The 20,377-nt window shown below is 73.6% G+C and carries 15 protein-coding genes; 1 reads left to right on the forward strand and 14 read right to left on the reverse strand.

The features are described 5' to 3' along the window. Nucleotides 1-88 precede the first annotated feature (88 nt). The 8 genes from ACFZBX_RS32645 to ACFZBX_RS32680 all read right to left on the reverse strand — a co-directional run bounded on the left by ACFZBX_RS32645 (nucleotide 89) and on the right by ACFZBX_RS32680 (nucleotide 11,542). Nucleotides 89-613 (reverse strand): hypothetical protein, encoded by a 525-nt coding sequence (locus tag ACFZBX_RS32645; protein ID WP_391537411.1) that lies wholly within the window; start codon nucleotides 611-613, stop codon nucleotides 89-91. A 140-nt stretch (nucleotides 614-753) separates the two neighbouring features. After that, the gene (gene proB, locus ACFZBX_RS32650) at nucleotides 754-1,890 is read right to left on the reverse strand and encodes a glutamate 5-kinase (RefSeq protein WP_391537412.1); all 1,137 of its coding nucleotides are present in this window, start codon (nucleotides 1,888-1,890) and stop codon (nucleotides 754-756) included. Between the two features lie 222 nt (nucleotides 1,891-2,112). Continuing rightward, on the reverse strand, nucleotides 2,113-3,591 hold the full coding sequence (obgE, locus tag ACFZBX_RS32655; RefSeq protein WP_391537413.1) for a GTPase ObgE: 1,479 nt from the start codon (nucleotides 3,589-3,591) through the stop codon (nucleotides 2,113-2,115). A gap of 102 nt (nucleotides 3,592-3,693) precedes the next feature. Beyond that, nucleotides 3,694-3,951 carry a 50S ribosomal protein L27 gene (gene rpmA / locus ACFZBX_RS32660; RefSeq protein ID WP_344342406.1) on the reverse strand — a complete coding sequence of 86 codons (258 nt, stop codon included), beginning with the start codon at nucleotides 3,949-3,951 and terminating at the stop codon, nucleotides 3,694-3,696. Between the two features lie 12 nt (nucleotides 3,952-3,963). Then, nucleotides 3,964-4,278 (reverse strand): 50S ribosomal protein L21, encoded by a 315-nt coding sequence (gene rplU, locus ACFZBX_RS32665; protein WP_030309710.1) that lies wholly within the window; start codon nucleotides 4,276-4,278, stop codon nucleotides 3,964-3,966. A 220-nt stretch (nucleotides 4,279-4,498) separates the two neighbouring features. Continuing rightward, on the reverse strand, nucleotides 4,499-8,080 hold the full coding sequence (locus ACFZBX_RS32670; protein WP_391537414.1) for a ribonuclease E/G: 3,582 nt from the start codon (nucleotides 8,078-8,080) through the stop codon (nucleotides 4,499-4,501). A gap of 396 nt (nucleotides 8,081-8,476) precedes the next feature. After that, entirely contained in the window at nucleotides 8,477-9,277 is an 801-nt protein-coding gene (locus tag ACFZBX_RS32675) for a TIGR03936 family radical SAM-associated protein (RefSeq protein ID WP_391537415.1), read from the reverse strand. Between the two features lie 336 nt (nucleotides 9,278-9,613). Continuing rightward, nucleotides 9,614-11,542 (reverse strand): TIGR03960 family B12-binding radical SAM protein, encoded by a 1,929-nt coding sequence (locus ACFZBX_RS32680; RefSeq protein WP_391537416.1) that lies wholly within the window; start codon nucleotides 11,540-11,542, stop codon nucleotides 9,614-9,616. 426 nt (nucleotides 11,543-11,968) lie between these two features. On the opposite strand from ACFZBX_RS32680, the gene ACFZBX_RS32685 reads away from it, so the two are divergent. Beyond that, complete coding sequence (locus ACFZBX_RS32685; RefSeq protein WP_391537417.1) at nucleotides 11,969-13,261, forward strand: M14 family zinc carboxypeptidase; 1,293 nt, start codon at nucleotides 11,969-11,971, stop codon at nucleotides 13,259-13,261. Nucleotides 13,262-13,351: 90 nt separating this feature from the next. Here the strand turns inward: ACFZBX_RS32685 and rodA are convergent, their stop codons facing one another. The 6 genes from rodA to ndk form a co-directional block, all read right to left on the reverse strand. Continuing rightward, nucleotides 13,352-14,551: a rod shape-determining protein RodA gene (rodA, locus tag ACFZBX_RS32690; protein WP_391537418.1), complete on the reverse strand. Its 1,200-nt coding sequence runs from the start codon at nucleotides 14,549-14,551 to the stop codon at nucleotides 13,352-13,354. Beyond that, complete coding sequence (gene mrdA, locus ACFZBX_RS32695; protein ID WP_391537419.1) at nucleotides 14,548-16,839, reverse strand: penicillin-binding protein 2; 2,292 nt, start codon at nucleotides 16,837-16,839, stop codon at nucleotides 14,548-14,550. The genes rodA and mrdA overlap by 4 nt, the downstream gene beginning before the upstream one ends. 62 nt (nucleotides 16,840-16,901) lie before the next feature. Next, nucleotides 16,902-17,540, reverse strand: coding sequence for a rod shape-determining protein MreD (gene mreD, locus ACFZBX_RS32700; RefSeq protein ID WP_391537420.1), 639 nt, complete (start codon nucleotides 17,538-17,540; stop codon nucleotides 16,902-16,904). 3 nt (nucleotides 17,541-17,543) lie between these two features. Next, entirely contained in the window at nucleotides 17,544-18,509 is a 966-nt protein-coding gene (gene mreC, locus ACFZBX_RS32705) for a rod shape-determining protein MreC (protein ID WP_391537421.1), read from the reverse strand. 92 nt (nucleotides 18,510-18,601) lie between these two features. Then, a complete protein-coding gene (locus ACFZBX_RS32710; protein ID WP_030309693.1) occupies nucleotides 18,602-19,627 on the reverse strand; it encodes a rod shape-determining protein in 1,026 nt (341 codons plus the stop codon). Nucleotides 19,628-19,947: 320 nt separating this feature from the next. After that, on the reverse strand, nucleotides 19,948-20,361 hold the full coding sequence (gene ndk, locus ACFZBX_RS32715) for a nucleoside-diphosphate kinase (protein WP_391537422.1): 414 nt from the start codon (nucleotides 20,359-20,361) through the stop codon (nucleotides 19,948-19,950). Between the last annotated feature and the right edge of the window lie 16 nt (nucleotides 20,362-20,377).

Genomic DNA, 20,377 nt, shown 5'->3' on the forward strand with positions numbered 1-20,377 from the left:
AGGGCCTCAGCCCTCCCCCGCCCCATTTCGCCCGATGAGACACCCCGCTTCGCGGCTCTCCCGCCCGGGCCGTCCCCGCGCCTCTCCCTCAGTAGGGGTGGACCCCGCCCAGTTGCGGGGGCGGGCCGGCGAAGCCCTCGGCGACGCGCTGGTGGTACGTCGCCCGGTCCACCACCTCCAGGCCGACGATCTCCCACGGCGGCAGCTTGGCCGTCACCTTGTGCTCCCCCCACAGCCGCAGCGCGATCGCCGCCGCGTCGTGCAGGTCGCGGGCCTGCTCCCAGTAACGGATCTCGGCGTGGTCGGCGGCGTAACGGGCGGTCAGGAAGAACGAGTGGTCGTGCGCCAGCCGCTCCAGGCCGGCGCGCAGCTCGGACAGCGGCGTGACCGGCCCGGCCACGCTGAGCACCACGTGCCAGAGCCGGGCCTGTTCGGGCACGGCGGGCGGTTCGGCGGCGGGGCGCCGCTCCGCCCGGAGCCGGTGTACCGTGGCGGGCCCCTGGGGCGGCGGACCGGCCGGCCCGGCGGCGGCGTCGTCCCCGCCGCCGTCGATGCTGGTCAGCCGCCGGCCCGCGGTCCCTCCGGTCAGCGCTGCCTCGCGCCTGCGTTCCACCGGCGGCCTCCTGTTCGGCGATGTCGTGTCGTCGTACCAGCCGGCCCCGGCCGGCGCGCGTACGACCGCGCCCCACCTCGCCCGTGGCCGGGCGTGCTCCCCGTGCGGAGCCGCCCGCGTTCCGGCGGTCCGGCGGCCGGTCAGCCGCGCAGGACGACCAGGTCGTCGCGGTGGACGACCTCCCGCTCGTAGGCGGCGCCGAACTCCTGGGCGAGGTCCCGGGTGGACCGGCCGAGCAGGCGGGGCAACTCCCTCGCATCAAAGTTGACCAGTCCGCGCGCGACGATGTGGCCGTTTTCGGCAAGAAGGTCCACCGGATCACCCGCGGCGAACTCGCCGTCGACCTTGGTGACCCCGGCGGGCAGCAGCGAGGCGCCGCCGGCGACGACGGCCGTGACGGCGCCCTCGTCCAGGTGCAGGGCGCCGCGCGGGCTGCTGGCGTGGGCGAGCCAGAGCATCCGGTCGGAGGAGCGGCTGCCGGTGCGCAGGAACAGGGTGCCGGTGGGGCGGCCGGCGAGCGCGTCGGCGGCGTGGCTGGCGGCGGTGAGGACGACGGGGATGCCGGCGCCGGTGGCGATCCGGGCGGCCTCGACCTTGGTGACCATGCCGCCGGTGCCGACCCCGGCCTTGCCGGCGCTGCCGATCTCGATGCCGTCGAGGTCGTGCGGCCCGGCGACCTGGGCGATCCGGCTGGTGCCGGGGCGGGACGGGTCGCCGTCGTAGAGGCCGTCGACGTCGGAGAGCAGGACGAGCAGGTCGGCGCGGACCAGGTGGGCGACCAGGGCGGCCAGCCGGTCGTTGTCGCCGAACTTGATTTCGGCGGTGGCGACGGTGTCGTTCTCGTTGACGATCGGCATCGCGCCCATCGCGAGCAGCTGGTCGAGGGTGCGGTAGGCGTTGCGGTAGTGGGCGCGCCGGCTGGCGTCCTCGGCGGTGAGCAGGACCTGGCCGACGCGCAGCCCGTAGCGGGCGAAGGAGGCGGTGTAGCGGGCGATCAGCAGGCCCTGGCCGACGCTGGCGGCGGCCTGCTGGCGGGCGAGGTCCTTGGGGCGCTTCTCCAGGCCGAGCGGGGAGAGCCCGGCGGCGATGGCGCCGGAGGAGACGAGCACGACCTCGGGGGCGTCGGGGCGGGTGCGGACCTTGGCGAGGGCGTCGACGAGGGCGTCGACCCGGTCGGCGTCGATGCCGCCGGCGGCGGTGGTGAGCGAGGAGGAGCCGACCTTGACGACGATGCGCCGCGCGGTCAGCACCTCGGCCCGCAGTTCTTCCTCGCTCATCTCGGGATTCACCCTTCCGGTGTGGTGCGCTGGCGGCGGGTCCGGGCCCCGGCCGCATCCCCCGCAATCTACGCGATCGGCGCACCCCGGCCGCACCCCGTTCCAGCGGCCGGACATTCCCCTCGAAGGCCCCCGGCGGCCCGACGTCCCGTCAACGGCGAAGCCCCCGGCGCCTGTTGGAAAGGCGGCGGGGGCTTGCCGGGGTCATGGACCGGTGCGGACTCAGTAGTCCTCGTCGTCGCCCTCGATGGCGGCCTGGCGGCCGCTGGAGAGCGCCTCGAAGGCGAGGTACTCGGCCTCGGCGGCGTCCCGGCCCTTCTGCTTCTCGCGGCGGCGGTCGACGGCCGGGCGCGGGTTCTCGAAGCGGTGGTCCTCACCGCGGCGGCCGAGCATCTCGGCGCCGGCGGCCATGGTCGGCTCCCAGTCGAAGACGACGGCGTTCTCGTCGGGGCCGATGATGACGGTGTCGCCCTCGTGCGCGCCGATCTTCCACAGCTCCTGCTCGACGCCGAGGCGGGCCAGCCGGTCGGCGAGGTAGCCGACGGCCTCGTCGTTCGAGAAGTCGGTCTGCCGGACCCAGCGCTCGGGCTTGCCGCCGCGGATGCGGTAGGCGCCGTCCTCCTCGGTGATGGTGAAGCCGGCGTCGTCGACGGCGGCGGGCCGCAGGACGATCCGGGTGGACTCCTCGACCGGCTTGGCGGCGCGGGCCTCGGCGACGATCTGCGCCAGGGCGAAGCTCAGTTCGCGCAGGCCCTTACGGGAGGCGGCGGACACCTCGAAGACGCGGTGGCCGCGCTCCTCCAGGGAGGCGCGGGTGAGGTCGGCGATGTCCTGGCCGTCCGGCACGTCGGTCTTGTTGAGGGCGACCAGCCGCGGGCGGTCTTCGAGGCCGCCGTACTGGGCGAGTTCGGCCTCGATGGTCTCCAGGTCGCTCAGCGGGTCGCGGCCGGGCTCCAGGGTGGCGCAGTCCAGCACGTGCACCAGCACGGAGCAGCGCTCGACGTGCCGCAGGAACTCCAGGCCGAGGCCGCGGCCCTGGCTGGCGCCGGGGATGAGGCCGGGGACGTCGGCGATGGTGTAGACGGTGTCGCCGGCGGTGACCACGCCCAGGTTGGGGATCAGGGTGGTGAACGGGTAGTCGGCGATCTTCGGCTTCGCGGCGGAGAGCACGGAGATCAGCGAGGACTTGCCGGCGCTCGGGTAGCCGACGAGGGCGACGTCGGCGACGGACTTGAGCTCCATCACGATGTCGCGGGCGTCGCCGGGCTCGCCGAGCAGCGCGAAGCCGGGGGCCTTGCGGCGGGCGGAGGCGAGCGCGGCGTTGCCGAGGCCGCCGCGGCCGCCCTGGGCGGCGACGAAGCTGGTGCCGTGGCCGACGAGGTCGGCGAGCACGTTGCCCTTCTTGTCGAGGACGACGGTGCCGTCCGGCACGGCGAGGACGAGGTCCTGGCCGTCGGCGCCGGTGCGGTGGCCGCCCGCGCCGGGCTTGCCGTTGGTGGCCTTGCGCTTGGGCGAGTGGTGGTACTCGAGCAGGGTGGTGACCTGCGCGTCGACGGTGAGGATGACGCTGCCGCCCTCACCGCCGTTGCCGCCGTCCGGCCCGCCGAGCGGCTTGAACTTCTCGCGGTGCACGGAGGCGCAGCCGTGGCCCCCGCTGCCCGCGGCGACGTGGAGTTCGACGCGGTCCACGAAGGTGGTCATGGAAGTGCCTCCGATACGAAAGGAAATTGTTCTGCCTGCAGTAAAGCGCGAAGGGTGGACCGGAACATTCCGGCCCACCCTTCAGTGTGAGTCAGGTGTGACTCAGGCCTCGACGGCCACGACGTTGACGACCTTGCGGCCGCGGCGGGTGCCGAACTGCACGGCACCGGCGGTCAGCGCGAACAGGGTGTCGTCGCCACCGCGACCGACACCGGCACCCGGGTGGAAGTGGGTGCCGCGCTGGCGGACGAGGATCTCGCCGGCGGAGACGACCTGGCCGCCGAAGCGCTTCACGCCGAGGCGCTGGGCGTTCGAGTCACGGCCGTTGCGGGTAGAGCTTGCGCCCTTCTTGTGTGCCATCTGGCTATCCCCTTACTTGACCGAGTCGATGCTGGTGATGCGCACCGCGGTGTGCTGCTGGCGGTGGCCCTGGCGACGGCGGTAGCCCGTCTTGTTCTTGTAACGCAGGATGACGATCTTGTCACCCTTGGTCTGGTCGACGACCTCGGCGTGGGCCTTGACGCCGGCCAGCACCCACGGGTCGGAGGTGACGGCCTCGCCGTCGACCACCAGGATGGTGGAGAGCTCCACCGAGTCACCCGGCTTGGCCTCGATACGGTCGATCTCCAGCACGTCGCCGACGGCGACCTTGTGCTGGCGGCCGCCGGCGCGAACGATCGCGTACATGCGGTACCTACTTTCCCAACTCGGTCGGAGCTCCTGATGCCAGCCACCTGGGTACGGACACAGGGGACCTCTCCCATGGGCCTCTTGCGAGGACCGGGAGGTGATGTGCTCGGGAGCATGGCGCAGACACGCCAGTGGTCAAGAATACGGACCGGCCGCCGCGGGGGCAAACCGGCCCGTACTGGCCCGGGGCGGAGGGTGTCCGCCCCGGGCCGGGGCACTACTCGGCCGCCGTATCACCCTCGGCGGCCGCCGCCTTCTTGGCCGCCGCGCTCGTCCGCTTGGTGGCGGTCTTGCGGGCGGTGGTCTTCTTCGCCGCCGTCGTCGTCTTCTTGGCGGCGGTGGTCTTCTTGGCGGCGGTCTTGCGGGCCGCCCGCTTCTTCGGCGCCGGCGCCTCCTCGGCGGGCTCCTCGGCCGCGGCCGGCTCGGCGGCGGCCTCGGGGACCTCGGCGGCCGGCTCGGTGACGGCCTCGGCCTCGACGGCGGCCGGCTCGGCCACCGCCTCGACCACGACCGCCTCGGCCGGAGCCTCCGCAGCCGGGGCCTCCGCGGCCGGGCTGACGGCCGCGAGGGCCGACTCCAGCGCCGCCTCGGCCTTGGCCTGGAGCACCACGATCTCCGCCTCGCCCGGCGCACCGGCCGGGGCCGTGGCCTTGCGCACGGCCCGGCGGCGGGGCCGCCCGGCGGCCGTGGTGGCGGGGGCCGGCGCGGCGGGCGCCTCGACGACCGCGGCCTCGGCCACGACCGGCTCGGCGGCGGCCTCGGCCGGCGCCTGCCCGGCGCCCGGCACCTCGATCGCCAACTGGCCCTCGATCTCCTCGCGGACCGGCGCCTCGACGGTCTCCACCGGCTCGACGGACTCCACGGCCTGGGCGGCCTCAATGGCCTGCGGCTCCTCGTGGGCCGCGCCGCCCTTGCCCCGGCGACGGCGCTTGCCGCCACCCGAGCCCGCCTCGACGGCGGCGGTGCCACCGGCGTGCACATGGGTGCTCGGCTGCTCCATGTGGACGATCACACCGCGGCCGTTGCAGTGCACGCAGGACTCGGAGAAGGACTCCAGCAGCCCCTGGCCGACCCGCTTGCGGGTCATCTGCACCAGGCCCAGCGAGGTGACCTCGGCCACCTGGTGCTTGGTGCGGTCGCGGCCCAGGCACTCCAGCAGACGGCGCAGCACCAGGTCGCGGTTGGACTCCAGGACCATGTCGATGAAGTCGATCACGATGATGCCGCCGAGGTCGCGCAGCCGCAGCTGGCGCACGATCTCCTCGGCCGCCTCGATGTTGTTCCGGGTGACCGTCTCCTCCAGGTTGCCGCCCTGGCCGACGAACTTCCCGGTGTTGACGTCGATGACGACCATCGCCTCGGTGCGGTCGATCACCAGCGAGCCGCCGCTGGGCAGCCAGACCTTGCGGTCCAGCGCCTTCATCAGCTGCTCGTCGATCCGGTAGGTGGCGAACACGTCCACCTCGGAGGTCCACCGCTGGAGCCGCCCGGCGAGGTCCGGGGCCACGTTGGAGACGTAGTCGTGGATGGTGTTCCACGCCTCGTTGCCGGAGACGATGACCTTGGTGAAGTCCTCGTTGAAGATGTCGCGGACGACCCGGACGGTCATGTCCGGCTCGCCGTACAGCAGCGCGGGGGCGTTGCCGGACGCGGCCTTCTTCTGGATGTCCTCCCACTGCTGCTGCAGCCGCTGGACGTCGCGGGTCAGCTCCTCCTCGGAGGCGCCCTCGGCGGCGGTGCGCACGATGACGCCCGCGTCGTCCGGGACGATCTTCTTGAGGATCTGCTTCAGGCGGGCGCGCTCGTTCTCCGGCAGCTTGCGGGAGATGCCGGTCATCGAGCCCTCGGGCACGTAGACCAGGTAGCGGCCGGGCAGCGAGATCTGGCTGGTCAGGCGGGCGCCCTTGTGGCCGATCGGGTCCTTGGAGACCTGCACCAGCACGGACTGGCCGGACTTCAGCACGGACTCGATCCGGCGCGGGCCGCCGTGGCCGCCGAGCGCGCCGAAGTTGACCTCGCCGGCGTACAGCACCGCGTTGCGGCCCTTGCCGATGTCGACGAAGGCGGCCTCCATCGACGGCAGCACGTTCTGGACCTTGCCCAGGTAGACGTTGCCGACGTACGAGGTGGCCTGCTCCTTGTTGACGTAGTGCTCGACGAGCACGCCGTCCTCAAGGACGCCGATCTGGGTCCGCTGGCCGTTCTGGCGCACCACCATGACGCGCTCGACCGACTCGCGGCGGGCCAGGAACTCCGCCTCGGTGATGATCGGCACCCGGCGGCGGCCCAGCTCGCGGCCCTCGCGGCGGCGCTGCTTCTTGGCCTCCAGGCGGGTGGAGCCCTTGATGGACTGCACCTCGTCCGGGTCGAACGACGGCTCGGTGGAGCGGCGGCGCGGCTCGCGCACCTTCACCACCGTGCGGACGCCGTCCTCGGTGGTCTCGGCGGTCTCGACGGCGCCGGCCTCACCGCTGCGGCGGCGACGGCGGCGACGACGGCGCGACGAGGACAGGCCGGCGGCCAGGTCGTCGTCCTCGTCCTCCTCGTCGGCGTCCGCAACGGGCTCCCCGGCGGCGGGCTGCTCGGTCTCGGGCGCCTCGGCCTCGGCGTCCTCGGCCTCACCGCGACGACGGCGGCGGCCACCGCGGCGGCGGCGGCGCGAGGGGCGACCGTCCTCCCACTCGTCCTCGGCCTCGGGGCCGGTGGCGGGGGCCTCGACGACGGCGGGCGCCTCGGCGGCCGGCTCCTCGACGACGGGCTTGGCGACCGCGGGCTTGGCGGCCGCGGACTTGGCAGCCGCGGACTTGGCAGCGGCGGGCTTCTCGGCGGCGGGCCTCTGGCGGGCCGGGGTCTGCACCCGCACCGAGGTGCGGACGCGGCGGCGGCGGCCGACGCCGCTGTACTCGAACTCGTCCTCCGACTCCTCGCGCTCGGCCGGCGCGGCGGGCGCCTCGACGGCGGCCGGCTGCGGGGCGGCCTGCGCCGCCGGAGCGGCCTGAGCGGCGGGGGCGACGTAGGGGGCGGGCTCCTGGAAGACCGGCGCCTGGAAGATGGCGGTGGACGGGCGGACCGCGCGGCGGCGCACCCGCTGCGGCGGCTCGGCCTCGGCGGCCGGCGCAGGGGCGGGCTGCTCGACGGCGGGGGCGGGCTCGACGACCGGCTCCTCGGCCGGGGTCTCCTCGGCCTCGGGCTCCTCGGCCACCGGCTCCTCGACGGCGGGGGCGGGCTCGACCACCGGGGCGGCCTCGACCACCCGGCGGCGGCGGGTACGGCGCGCCGGGACGGCCGGCGCCTCCTCGGCGGGCGCCTCGACGGCCGCCGGGGCGGCCACGGGCTCGGGCTCGGGCTCGGCGGTGACGGCCTGCACCGGCTCCTCGGCCGGCGCCGCCTCGGCCTTCTTGCGGGTCCGGCGGGCCCGCACGGGCTTCTCCGCCTTCTCCGCCTTCTCGGCCTTCTCGGCCGCGGTCTCGCCGGCCTCCGGCGCGGTGACCACGATGGCGGTGGCCTCGGGCGCACCGGCGGGCGCCTCGGCGCGCTTGCGGGTGCGGCGGGCGCGCACCGGCTTCTCCGCCACCGGCTCGGCGGCGGGCTCGGGCTCGGCCGCGACCGGCGCCGGCTCCTCGGCCGCGATGACCGTCTCGGCGCTCTCCGCGGCCGCGCCCTGCGGCGCTCCGGCCGGGCGGGAGACCGCGCGGCGGCGCCGGCGCGGCGGCGCGGCGGAGGCGCCCTCCCCGCCGGTGGCGGCGGTGTCGTTGTGTTCCGTTGCCGCAGACTGCTGCGGATCGGTGTTCTCGAGCATGCGGGTGGATCTCCCGTCAGGCCCCCGGGCTCCGCATCCGGGCACGGCGCGGCACCGGTGGCCGGCCGGCATCACGACGATGCTCGGGCCGGACCCTTTCACGGTGCCGCCGCGCGGACGCGAGGCCGCACAGGGGCTCGTAGTCTCGCTCGGCGCCCCGCGCTCGGCGGGGTGTCGAAAGTCTTCTGGTCTGACCAGTCTTCTGAGGTTTTCCCAAGCTGCGCCGTCCCCCAACCCCGGGTGGCTCCCGGACGGGGTCCTCGGGCCCACCGACCGTCGGGGTCGGCGGGCCGCAAGAGGCCGGCCTGTGCTTCGACGACGCTCGCTCCCCTGGGGAGCCGCGGGGGCCTGGAGGACCAGCGGGCCCAGTGGGGAACTGGACCCGGCCTCCGCCCGCTAGGCGGACGCGGTTGCGCGCGGCTCGCCGGTGGCCACAGGGCCGGCCGGGGCCGCGGCGCGGTCGAGCGCCAACGGGTCGGTCACCGTGCCGGTCCCCTCGTCGAGCGGCCCCTGCGCCAGCCTGGTCACCTCTGCGGGGACCGGCGGCGCCAGGTCGGCCGTCGCACGGAGACCGGACAACACGTCGTCGGGTCGTACGGCGGGTGTGGCGTGTCGTACTACCAGGCGCAGTATCGCACAGGGACGCCCGGTCCGAACATCGCGGGCCTCTTCGCCCGCCGTGTCCGCACCGCCGTCGACCTGCGGCGGGAGGACTTCGAGAGCCGCCACCGCGCCGCGCGCGTCGAAGACCCGGACGCCGTTCTTGGTGAGGCGTTCGACCTCGACCCGCTCCTCGGCGAGGAACGCCGCGGCCGCGCGGTCCGCCTCCTGCGGCTCGACCCCGTCGAGCCGCACCCGCCACTCGGAGGCCTCCAGGCGCTCCACGAAGTTGGACGTGCGCACCTCGACCGCATCGATCACGTCGAGGCCCCCGGGCAGCGACTCGTCCAGCAGGACGCGCAACTCCTCGGGGTCACGGGGGGCGGCGAGCCCGATCTCCAGGTACTCCGCCTCGCTGGCCACACCGGTCGGCGCGGCGTTGGCGTAGGACACCTTGGGGTGCGGGGTGAAGCCGGCCGAGTAGGCCATCGGCACCGCCGACCGGCGCAGGGCGCGCTCGAAGGCGCGCTGGAAGTCGCGGTGGCTGGTGAAGCGGAGCCGGCCGCGCTTGGTGTAGCGGAGACGGATCCGCTGCACCGTCGGCGCGGGCGGCGGACCGTCGGGCGTACGGCGTGCCAGGGTCGCTCAGTCCTTCGTCAGTTTTTCCCCGTCCGCAGTGGAGGCGTTTTCCCGCCACTGTCCGGACGCTGTCACCTCAAAGGGTACGCGCCCCGGCCCACCCCTCGCCCCGCCCCCGCCCCCGGGCGCACGCCACGCCCCCGGACCGCCCTTCGGGGCCTCACCCCGTGTCCCGCCGGTCTCACTCCTCGTAACCAGGCCGGCGCCCCCCACCGCGCCGACCCGGGGCCGGCGCGACCGGGGACGCGAATCGCCCCCGCCGGGAGCCCGGCGAGGGCGATTCATTCCATCTGACTACTTGTTCACCACGGTGAGCGGGAGGAGCTTCTTGCCGGTGGGGCCGATCTGGATGTGGGTGTCCATCTGGGGGCAGACGCCGCAGTCGAAGCACGGGGTCCAGCGGCAGTCGTCGACCTCGACCTCCTCAAGGGCGTCCTGCCAGTCCTCCCACAGCCAGTCCTTGTCGAGGCCGCTGTCCAGGTGGTCCCAGGGCAGGACCTCCTCGTAGCCGCGCTCGCGGGTGGTGTACCAGTCGACGTCGACGCCGGTGCCGGACAGGCCCTTCTCGGCGGAGGCCATCCAGCGGTCGTAGGAGAAGTGCTCGCGCCAGCCGTCGAAGCGGCCGCCGTCCTCGTAGACCGCGCGGATGACCGCGCCGATCCGGCGGTCGCCGCGGGAGAGCAGGCCCTCGACGATGCCGGGCTTGCCGTCGTGGTAGCGGTAGCCGATGTTCTTGCCGTACTTGCGGTCGCCGCGGATCGAGTCGCGCAGCTTGGCCAGGCGGGCGTCGGTGGCCTCGGCGGACAGCTGCGGGGCCCACTGGAACGGGGTGTGCGGCTTGGGCACGAACCCGCCGATGGAGACGGTGCAGCGGATGTCGTTCTGGCCGGTGACCTCGCGGCCCTTCTGGATGACGTTCTTGGCCATCTCGCCGATCTGGAGCACGTCCTCGTCGGTCTCGGTGGGCAGGCCGCACATGAAGTACAGCTTCACCTGGCGCCAACCGTTGCCGTAGGCGGTGGCGACGGTGCGGATGAGGTCCTCCTCCGACACCATCTTGTTGATCACCTTGCGCATGCGCTCACTGCCGCCCTCGGGGGCGAAGGTGAGGCCGGAGCGGCGGCCGTTGCGGCTGAGCTCGTTGGCGAGGTCGATGTTGAAGGCGTCGACGCGGGTGGACGGCAGCGACAGGCCGATCTTGTCGTCGGCGTAGCGGTCGGCCAGGCCCTTGGCGACGTCGCCGATCTCGGTGTGGTCCGCGGAGGACAGCGACAGCAGGCCGACCTCCTCGAAGCCGGTCGCCTTGAGCCCGCGCTCGACCATCTCGCCGATGCCGGTGATGCTTCGCTCCCGCACGGGGCGCGTGATCATGCCGGCCTGGCAGAAGCGGCAGCCGCGGGTGCAGCCGCGGAAGATCTCGACGGACATCCGCTCGTGGACGGTCTCGGCGAGCGGGACGAGCGGCTGCTTCGGGTAGGGCCACTCGTCGAGGTCCATCACGGTGTGCTTGGAGACCCGCCACGGCACGCCGGGGGCGTTCGGCACCACGCGCCCGATCCGGCCGTCGGCCAGGTACTCGACGTCGTAGAACTTCGGCACGTAGACGCCGCCGGTGCGGGCCAGCCGCAGCAGCAGTTCGTCGCGGCCGCCGGGGCGCCCCTCGGCCTTCCACTCCCGGACGATCCTGGTGATGTCGAGCACGGCCTGCTCGCCGTCGCCGATCACCGCGCAGTCGATGAAGTCCGCGATCGGCTCGGGGTTGAACGCGGCGTGGCCGCCGGCCAGCACGACCGGGTCCTCGTCGGTGCGGTCGCGGGCGGCCAGCGGGATGCCGGCCAGGTCGAGCGCGGCCAGCATGTTGGTGTAGCCGAGTTCGGTGGAGAAGGAGAGCCCGAACACGTCGAAGGCGCGCACCGGGCGGTGGGCGTCCACGGTGAACTGGGGGACGCCGTGCTCGCGCATCAGCGCCTCGAGGTCCGGCCAGACGCTGTAGGTGCGCTCGGCCAGGACGCCCTCCTGCTCGTTGAGCACCTCGTAGAGGATCATGACGCCCTGGTTGGGCAGGCCCACCTCGTAGGCGTCGGGGTACATCAGCGCCCAGCGGACGTCGCAGGCGTCCCAGTCCTTGACGGTCGAGTTCAGCTCGCCGCCGACGTACTGGATCGGCTTCTGGACGTGCGGGAGGAGGGCCTCCAGGCGTGGGAAGACCGATTCGACAGTCATGTGTACTAGGAACCCTTACGACGTTCGGGACCGCCGCGCACTTGGCGGGGGCGACGGCTGGGAGGGGTGACCCTCAAGGGTAGCCGAACCGCCGTGGCCCGCGGCCGGCCGAGCTCCGGCACGGGGCCGCCACGCGCCCGGCGCGGCCCGCCCGGGGCGGCGGATCCCGCACGTGAACGCGGCCCCACCGGCGTCCCACCACGGGCCCACCGCGGCCCCACCGCGGGTGCCCGACGACTGTTGACACGCTCCGAGGCCGCGTGCGGTACTGGCAAGGCTCCACCGGAAGGTCCAGTGCGTCCCCGGGACAGGGAGTCGGCCGCGCGCGCACCGGCCGCGCCGGGAGGGCCCGGCGCGACCCCCGCACCCTCCCCCGGCCGAGGCCCCCGGCCGCGCCGCCCCGCCCGCCCCGAGGACAGGAGAGCCATGACCGACACGGGCCGGCGGACGCGCCGGATCGAAGCCCCGCGGCAGGACACCGGGACCTATCCGGCGGTGGCGCGCGCGATCGCCGCCGCCCACCGGCTGGCCCGCCGCCACCCCGGGCGCTGCCGGGTCCGCGAGGTGGGCCGCTCCCGGGCGGGGCGCCCGCTGGTCCTGCTCTCGGTGGACGACGGGGAGCACACGGTCCTGGCCGTCGGCGGGCCGCACCCCAACGAGCCGGTCGGCGTGGCCGCGGCCGTCCGGCTGGCCGAGCGGGTGCTGGAGCTGCCGCCCCGCCCGGGGGTCGGCTGGCACGTCCTGCTCTGCCTGGACCCGGACGGCGCCGCGCTCAACGAGGGCTGGCTGCACGGCCCGCTGACCGCCTCCCGGCACTACGAGCACTTCTTCCGGCCGGCCTTCCACGAGCAGCCGGAACTGCTGCCGCACCCGGACGGCCCGCTGGCGCCGATGCCGGAGAGCCGGGTGCTCACCGGGCTGATCGACGAGCTGCGCCCGGTGCTCCAGTGCTCGCTGCACGGCGTGGACTTCGGCGGCGCGTTCGTGCAGCTCACCCGGCCGCTGCCGGCCCTGGCCGACCGCTTCGCCCGCTCGGTGGCGCGCGGCGGCATCCCGCTGGACGTCGACTCCTACGACGCGGTCGGCTGGGACAGCCCGGCCCCCGGCAGCTATGTGATGCCCGCGCCGGGGCGCCGCCGCCAGCCGCTGCCGGACCGCCCCGAGCTGTCCACCTGGTCGTACGCGGGCCGCTACGGCGGCACCACGGCGGTGCTGGAGGTGCCGATGTGGGCGATCGACGCGGTCGGCGACGCCCGCCCGGCGCCGGACGTGCGCGCCGCCGTCGGGGCCTGCGCCGACCGGCTGGGCGGCCGGGTCGCCGAGCTGACCACGCTGCTGCCGCTGGTGCCGCCGCACGCCGGGGTGGCGTACGGGCCGCTGCTGCGCGCCGTCGAGTTCAACCTGGCGGTCTGCCGGCCGGTGGTGGACGACTGGCTCGCCCACTGGTCGTCGGCGCCGCTCACGGTGTCCCGGGTGACGGCCGCGCGGATCGCCGCCGAGCGGGTACCGCTGCGGATCGCCTCGATGCTGCTGCGGCTGCTCGCGGACTGCGGCGGCCCGGCGGCGGACGCGGCCCGGGCGCGCGCCCGGGGGATCGTCGGGGCGAGCCTGGAGGGCCTGCACCGGCTGGGCGCCCGCTGGGTGCCGGTGGAGACCCAGGTCGCCCACCAGACCCGGGCGGTGTTCGCCGCCGCCGACCTCCTGCTGCCCCCCGTCTGAGCGAATCCGCGGAAGCGAATCCGCGGAACGGACACGAACGAGAAAAGGGCCGGCCCGGGTGAAAACCCCGGACCGGCCCTCCTCGCGGGCTCAGGCCGCTATCGGCCGCTGGCTCTGCACCGCCTGCAACAACCCGATCGCCGCCCAGGTCGAGAACATCGACGAGCCTCCGTAGGAGACGAACGGCAGCGGGATGCCGGCCACCGGCATGATGCCCAGGCACATCCCTATGTTCTCGAAACCCTGGAAGGCGAACCAGGCGACCACCCCGGCCGCCACGATGGTGCCGTACAGGTCGGTGGCGTGGCGGGCGATCCGGCAGGCCCGCCACAGCACCACGCCGAGCAGCACGATGATCGCCATCGCGCCGAGGAAGCCCAGTTCCTCGCCGGCCACCGTGAACACGAAGTCGGTCTGCTGCTCCGGCACGAACTGCCCGGTGGTCTGCGTCCCGTGGAACAGGCCCTTGCCGGTCAGCCCGCCGGAGCCGATCGCGATCCGGGCCTGGGCGGTGTTGTAGCCGACGCCGGACGGGTCGAGCGCCGGGTTGGCGAAGGCCGCGAAGCGGTCGATCTGGTACTTGCTCAGCACCCCGAGCTTCCAGATCGCCACGCAGCCGCCGACGCCGGCCAGGATCAGCCCGAACACCCAGCGGTTGGCCGCGCCGGAGGCCAGCAGGATGCCCAGCACGATGACGGCCATCACCATCACCGAGCCGGCGTCCGGCATCAGCATCACGATGGCCATCGGCAGCGTCGCCCAGATCAGCGCCCGGAACACCGCCTTGTTCGCCGGGAACTCCCGCTCCCCCGCGTCCACCTGGTCGGACAGCACGACCGCCATCGACAGCACGATCGCCACCTTGGCGAACTCGGCCGGCTGCACCGAGAAGCCGCCGCCCAGCTGGATCCAGGAGTGCTGGCCGTTGATGGTCGAGCCGAGCGGGCTCAGCGTGGCCAGCAGCAGCACGATCACGCCGGCGTACAGGAACGGCACGACCGTCCGGAACCGCCGGCTCCCTATCGCTATCACCACCGCGCACAGCACCGCCCCGATCAGGACGTTGGTCAGGTGCCGGAACAGGAAGTACTGCGGGTCGCCGTGGGTGAGCGTGTCCCGGCCCCGGGTCGCCGACCAGACCAGCAGCGAGCTGCCCAGCGAGAGGACGGCCGCGGCCAGCAGCAGTATCCAGTCGATCCGCCACAGCGGCGAGTCCTTGGCCAGCGCCTTGGGCACCCCGCCGCGCTGCGGCGCGAGGCGCAGCTGGCGGTACGAGCCGTAGGAGGTCATGCCCGGCCCCTTCCGGTGGAGCGGTTGGGTTCGACGGCGGCCCCGGCCATCACGAGCACCGGGGCGGGGCCGTCGGGCTGCGCCGGGTCCAGGAAGACCCGCGCCGGGCCGAAGCCCGCACCGGGGTCGCCCAGGGCCGCGCCGTCGGCGGCGCCGGCGACCGCACCGGCGTCGGCGAACGAAGCCGGCTTGATGATCGCGGTGCCGTCCGGGTTGAACTTCGGCAGCTCGGTCTGCGGCGTGGGCAGCAGCGCCTTGCCCTGGTCGATGGTGCCCTTGTCGTCGACGCCGTACAGCGCCTGGTAGATGCGCCGGATCGCGTCGCCGGAGCCGCCGGAGCCGGTGCCGCCCTGGCTTATCGTCATCACGACCGCGTAGTCGCGGCTGTAGGTGGTCAGGTACGAGGTGGTCTGCTTGCCCTCGACCTCGGCGGTGCCGGTCTTGGCGTGCAGCTCGATCTTGTCCTGCGGCCAGCCGGCGCCGGTGAACTTCCAGGCGGCGGTACCGGTGGAGACGACGCCCTTGGTCGCCTCGTCGATGTACTGCAGCGTCTTGGCGTCGGTCGGCAGCTTGCCGTCCTCGTGCGGGGCGATCTCGCGGACCAGTTCGCCGCTCGGGCTTATCACCGCCTTGGCGACGGTCGGCCGCCAGAGCGTTCCCCCGTTGGCGAGCGCCGCGTAGATCCGCGCCATCTGCAGCGGGGTGACCAGGGTGTCGCCCTGGCCGATCGCGTAGTTGACGGCGTCACCGGCGCGCAGCACGTAGCCGTCGACGCAGTTCTCCTTGGCGATGAGGTCCGCGTACTCCTTGCCGCCCTTCTCGGCCTGGCGGCACCAGGCGTCCTTGTTGGCGTCGTAGAAGGACTGCTTCCACTGGCGGTCCGGTACCCGGCCGGTGGCCTCGGAGGGCAGGTCGATGCCGGTCTTGGCGCCGAGGCCGAACTGGTGGGCGGTCTTGTAGAACCAGTCGCCGGCGTCCTTCTTCGGCTTGATGCCGCCGTCGGCGGTCCACTGGTCGTAGGCGAGGCCGTAGAAGACGGTGTCGCAGGAGACCTCCAGGGCCCGGGCCAGGGTGATGGAGCCGTGGCCCTGGCTCTCGAAGTTCTTGAACTCGCGCCCGCCGATGGTCAGGCTGCTCGGGCAGGGGTAGTTGCCGTTGAGCGCGTAGCCGGCCTGCGCGGCGGCGGCGGTGGAGACCACCTTGAAGGTGGAGCCGGGGGCGGACTGGCCCTGTATGGCCCGGTTCAGCAGCGGGAAGTTGGAGTCCTTGCTGGTCAGTCCCTGGTAGTCCTTGCCGGAGATGCCGCCCTGCCACAGGTTGGGGTCGTAGGTCGGGGCACTGGCCATCGCGACGATCTGCCCGGTGTGCACGTCCATCACGACCGCGGCGCCCGAGTCCGCCTCGTAGTTGCGCTGGGTGTTCTTGTCCCAGGTCTTGCGGGCGTCGGCCATCGCCTGCGCCAGGTTGTCCTCGACGACCTTCTGCACCCGGGCGTCGATGCTGGTCACCAGGTTGTTGCCGGTCTGCGGGGCGGCCTCGTCGGCGGTGCCGATGACCCGTCCGAGGTTGTCGACCTCCAGCTTGGTGACGCCGGCGGTGCCGCGCAGGTCGCGGTCGTAGACGGACTCCAGCCCGGCGCGGCCGATCTGGTCGGCCGGCAGGTAGCGGTCCAGGCCCCCCTTGTCGGCGGTCTTGGAGACCTCCTCGTCGGTGACCGGCGAGAGGTAGCCGAGCACCTGGGCGAGGTTGGCGCCCTCGGCGCCGGTGTAGTGCCGCACGGCGGTGGGCTGGGCGGTGACGCCGGGGAAGTCCTCGCGGCGCTCCATTATCTGCATCGCCTGCTGGGTGGTCGCCTCCTTGGTGACCGGGATCGGCTGGTAGGGCGAGCCGTTCCAGCAGGGCTGCGGCGTCTTGGCGTCGCAGAGCCGGACCTTCTCCTGGACGTCCTTGGCCGGCATGCCGAGCACCTCGGCGAGCCGGCCCAGCACCTCCTTGCCGCCGTCCTTCTGCTGGAGCAGCGAGGTGCGGCTGACCGAGACGACCAGCTTGGTCTCGTTGCCGGCGAGGATGCGTCCGGAGGCGTCCAGGATCTCACCGCGCACGGCCGGTTCGACGACCTCGCGGATGTGGTTGCCGGTCGCCTTGGCGGTGTAGACGCTGGCGTTGCGGATCTGCAGGTACCACAGCCGTCCGCCGAGGGTGGCGAGCAGCGAGAGCACCAGGATCTGCAGCACCACCAGACGGATCGTCACCCGCCGGGTACGGCCGGTCTCGGGGATGTTGCTCACGTCTCGTGCGCTCCAAAACAGAACAGGGCGGGCGGGCTGGTCGCTTCGGCCGGGGCCGGGGGCTACGGGCGCTTGACCGCGCCGAGCAGGCGCTTCTTCTTGTAGGCCGGGCCGGTGCCGGCGTCGCGGGTGGTGCGGTAGCGGGCCAGGGTGCCGAGGCCGGGGCCGCCCTCGTCGTCGTCGGCGACGGCCAGCGGGTCCTTGCCGAAGCGGCGGGCGACCACCATCACGGCGGGTACCACGAAGGGGGCGAGCAGCAGGTCGTAGAGCAGGGCGGTCAGCACCAGCTGACCGAGCCCGACGTGCCGGGCGGCGGTGTCGCCGACCAGCGCGCCGACCATCGCGTACAGCAGGGTGGAGGCGATCGCGGCGGCGCCCACCACCAGCAGCGCGCTGGAGACCGAGCGCTGGCGGCCGTGCTCGGGGCGCAGCAGCCCGGCGGCGTAGCCCATCAGGCAGAGCACCAGCGCGTAGCGGCCGATGGCGTGGTCGGAGGGCGGGGCGAGGTCGGCGAGCAGGCCGGCCGCGAAGCCGACCAGGCAGCCGCCGGTCGGGCCGTAGACCAGGGCGAGGCCGACGACCACGAGCAGCAGTATGTCGGGGGTGGCTCCGGGCAGTTGCAGCCGGCCGAAGACGCTGACCTGCAGCAGCAGGCCGAGCAGGATCAGCACGGCGGAGACGGGGATGCGGGCGAGGCGCATGGCTCAGTTCCCCCCAGTGGGCTTGGCGGGCGGGACGGCGGCCGGGACGGCGGGGGCGGCCGGCGCGGCCGGCGCCGCGGGGGCGGCCTGGCCCTGGGCGGCCGGCGCGGGGGCGGGCGGCAGGACGGCGTCGCGCGGGTCGGTGCGCGGCGGGACGACGACCACGCCGACCAGGTCGAGCCGGGTGAACTGGACGAAGGGCTCGACCAGGACGGTCTTGGTGAGCTGTCCGGGGTTGGCCTCGACCTCGACGACCTTGCCGACCGGGACGCCGGGGACGAACGGGCGGCCGCTCTGGGAGCCGAAGGTGACCAGCCGGTCGCCCTCCTTGACCTGGGCCTTGCCGTTGAGCAGCGAGACCTTCATGGCGCTGGTGCCGCCGCCGGCGGCGAAGCCGATCTCGCCGGTGCCCTCCAGCCGGGTGCCGGCGGTGAAGCCGGGGTCGGAGGCGAGCAGCACGGTGGCGGTGGTCGGGGCGACGGTGGTGATCCGGCCGACCAGGCCCTGGCCGTTGATGACGGTCATGTCGCGGGTGAGGCCGTCGTCGCTGCCGGCGTCGATGGTGATGGTCCAGGAGAAGCCCTGGGCCGGGCCGATCGCGATGGTCTGCGCGGCCTTGACGGTGTAGCCGCCGGCGCCCGCGGTGCGCAGCAGGTCGTCGAGCTGCTTGGTGCGCCCGCCGGCCATGTCGGAGGAGGCGAGCTTCTGGCGCAGCTCGGTGTTCTCGCGGGCGAGCTGGTCGGTGCGGCCGCTGTCGGAGGCGGCGTCGCGGAAGGCGCGCACCGTGTCGGCGACCGGGTCGACGGCGCTGGCGGCGGCGCGTTCGACCGGGCCGAGGACGGTGGCGGCGGCGCGCCGGGCGCCGCCGAGCGGGGAGCTCTCACCGCCCTTGATGTCCACGGTGATCAGTGCGAAGGCGACCGCCACCAGCAGGATGAGCAGCAGCCGGCTCTCTCGTGTGTCCCTCACGGTGCTGGTACTGCCCCTTCGTACCCCTGGCCTCCTCCCCGGGGTGTGGACCCGGGCGGGGGCCCGTCTGTTCGGCTGGTGTGTCGGTTCTGCTAACGGCGCGGCGCGGCGTCGAGTACCTGCTGGAGCGCCTCGAACTCCTCGACGCACTTGCCGGAGCCGAGCGCGACGGAGTCCAGCGGGTTCTCCGCGATGTGGATCGGCATGCCGGTCTCCCGGCGCAGCCGCTCGTCCAGTCCGCGCAGCAGGGCGCCGCCGCCGGTGAGCACGATGCCCCGGTCCATGACGTCGCCGGCCAGCTCGGGCGGGCACTGGTCGAGGGTGGTCTTGACCGCGTCGATGATCGAGTTGACCGGCTCGTCGATGGCCTCACGGACCTCGGCGGCGGAGATGACGACGGTCTTGGGCAGGCCGCTGACCAGGTCGCGGCCGCGGATCTCGGCGTGCTCGTCCTTCTCCCCCTCCAGGCCGAAGGCGGAGCCGATGCTCATCTTGATCTGTTCGGCGCTGCGCTCGCCGAGGAGCAGCGAGTACTCCTTCTTGATGTGCTGGACGATGGCGTTGTCCAACTCGTCGCCGGCGACCCGGATGGACTGGGCGGTGACGATGCCGCCGAGGGAGATGACGGCGACCTCGGTGGTGCCGCCGCCGATGTCGACGACCATGTTGCCGGTGGGCTCGTGGACGGGCAGCCCGGCGCCGATGGCGGCGGCCATCGGCTCCTCGATGATGTGCACCTGGCGGCAGCCGGCCTGGAGGGAGGCCTCGATGACGGCGCGGCGCTCGACGCCGGTGATGCCGGAGGGGACGCAGACGACGACCCGGGGGCGGGCGAGGAAGCGGCGGCGGTGCACCTTGAGGATGAAGTAGCGCAGCATCCGCTCGGTGATCTCGAAGTCGGCGATCACGCCGTCCTTGAGCGGGCGGATGGCGACGATGTTGCCGGGGGTGCGGCCGATCATCTTCTTGGCCTCGGAGCCCACCGCGAGGATGCCCCCGGTGTTGGTGTTGACCGCGACCACCGACGGCTCGTTGAGGACGATGCCCTTGCCCCTGACGTACACCAGCGTGTTGGCAGTTCCGAGGTCGATCGCCAAGTCGCGGCCGATGAACGACAGGTTGCTCGCCATGGGGTGGGGTGCCTTTCCCGGGCTCGGAGTCATGTGGGGTGGACGGTGTGCGCGCCCACGGATGGGCGGCGACCAGCTGAGCTGCCTTACCGGGCCCTTGAGTCGCGTCCATCGTAGTCACGCCGGTCGGCACGGACGTCGACGTGGGGCATACCGTCCATTGTCCGGGGCGTGATCGCTTCTCCGGGCATTGGGACGCCGTGTCGGAGGGCCTGGTTCCCTATTTCCCGATAAGAATGCCCCGGCCGGGCCAATGGTCCCGACCGGGGCCTTCCGAAGGTCCCTGGTGGCCGTCGCGCCCGGTCGGATCAGACGTGCGCGGGGAAGAAGATCTTGATCTCGCGCTCGGCGGACCCGACCGAGTCGGAGGCGTGGATCAGGTTCTCGCGGGTGATCGTCGCGTAGTCGCCGCGGATGGTGCCGGCCCCGGCCTCCAGCGGGTTGGTGGCGCCGGCCAGCATGCGGATGCCGGCGATGACCTCCTCGCCCTCGACGATCAGGGCGATGGACGGGCCGGAGGTCATGAACTCCAGCAGCGGCTCGTAGAACGGGCGGCCCACGTGCTCCGCGTAGTGCTGCTCCAGCGTCGCCCGGTCGAAGGTGCGCAGCTCGACGGCGGCGAGCCGCCAGCCGGCCTTGCGCTCGATGCGGCTGATGATCTCGCCGGCCAGGCCGCGCTTGACGGCGTCGGGCTTGAGCAGGACGAGAGTGCGCTGGGACACGGGGCGTCTCCTGGGA

Source organism: Kitasatospora sp. NPDC008115 (assembly GCF_042957205.1).
Classification (GTDB): Bacteria; Actinomycetota; Actinomycetes; order Streptomycetales; family Streptomycetaceae; genus Kitasatospora.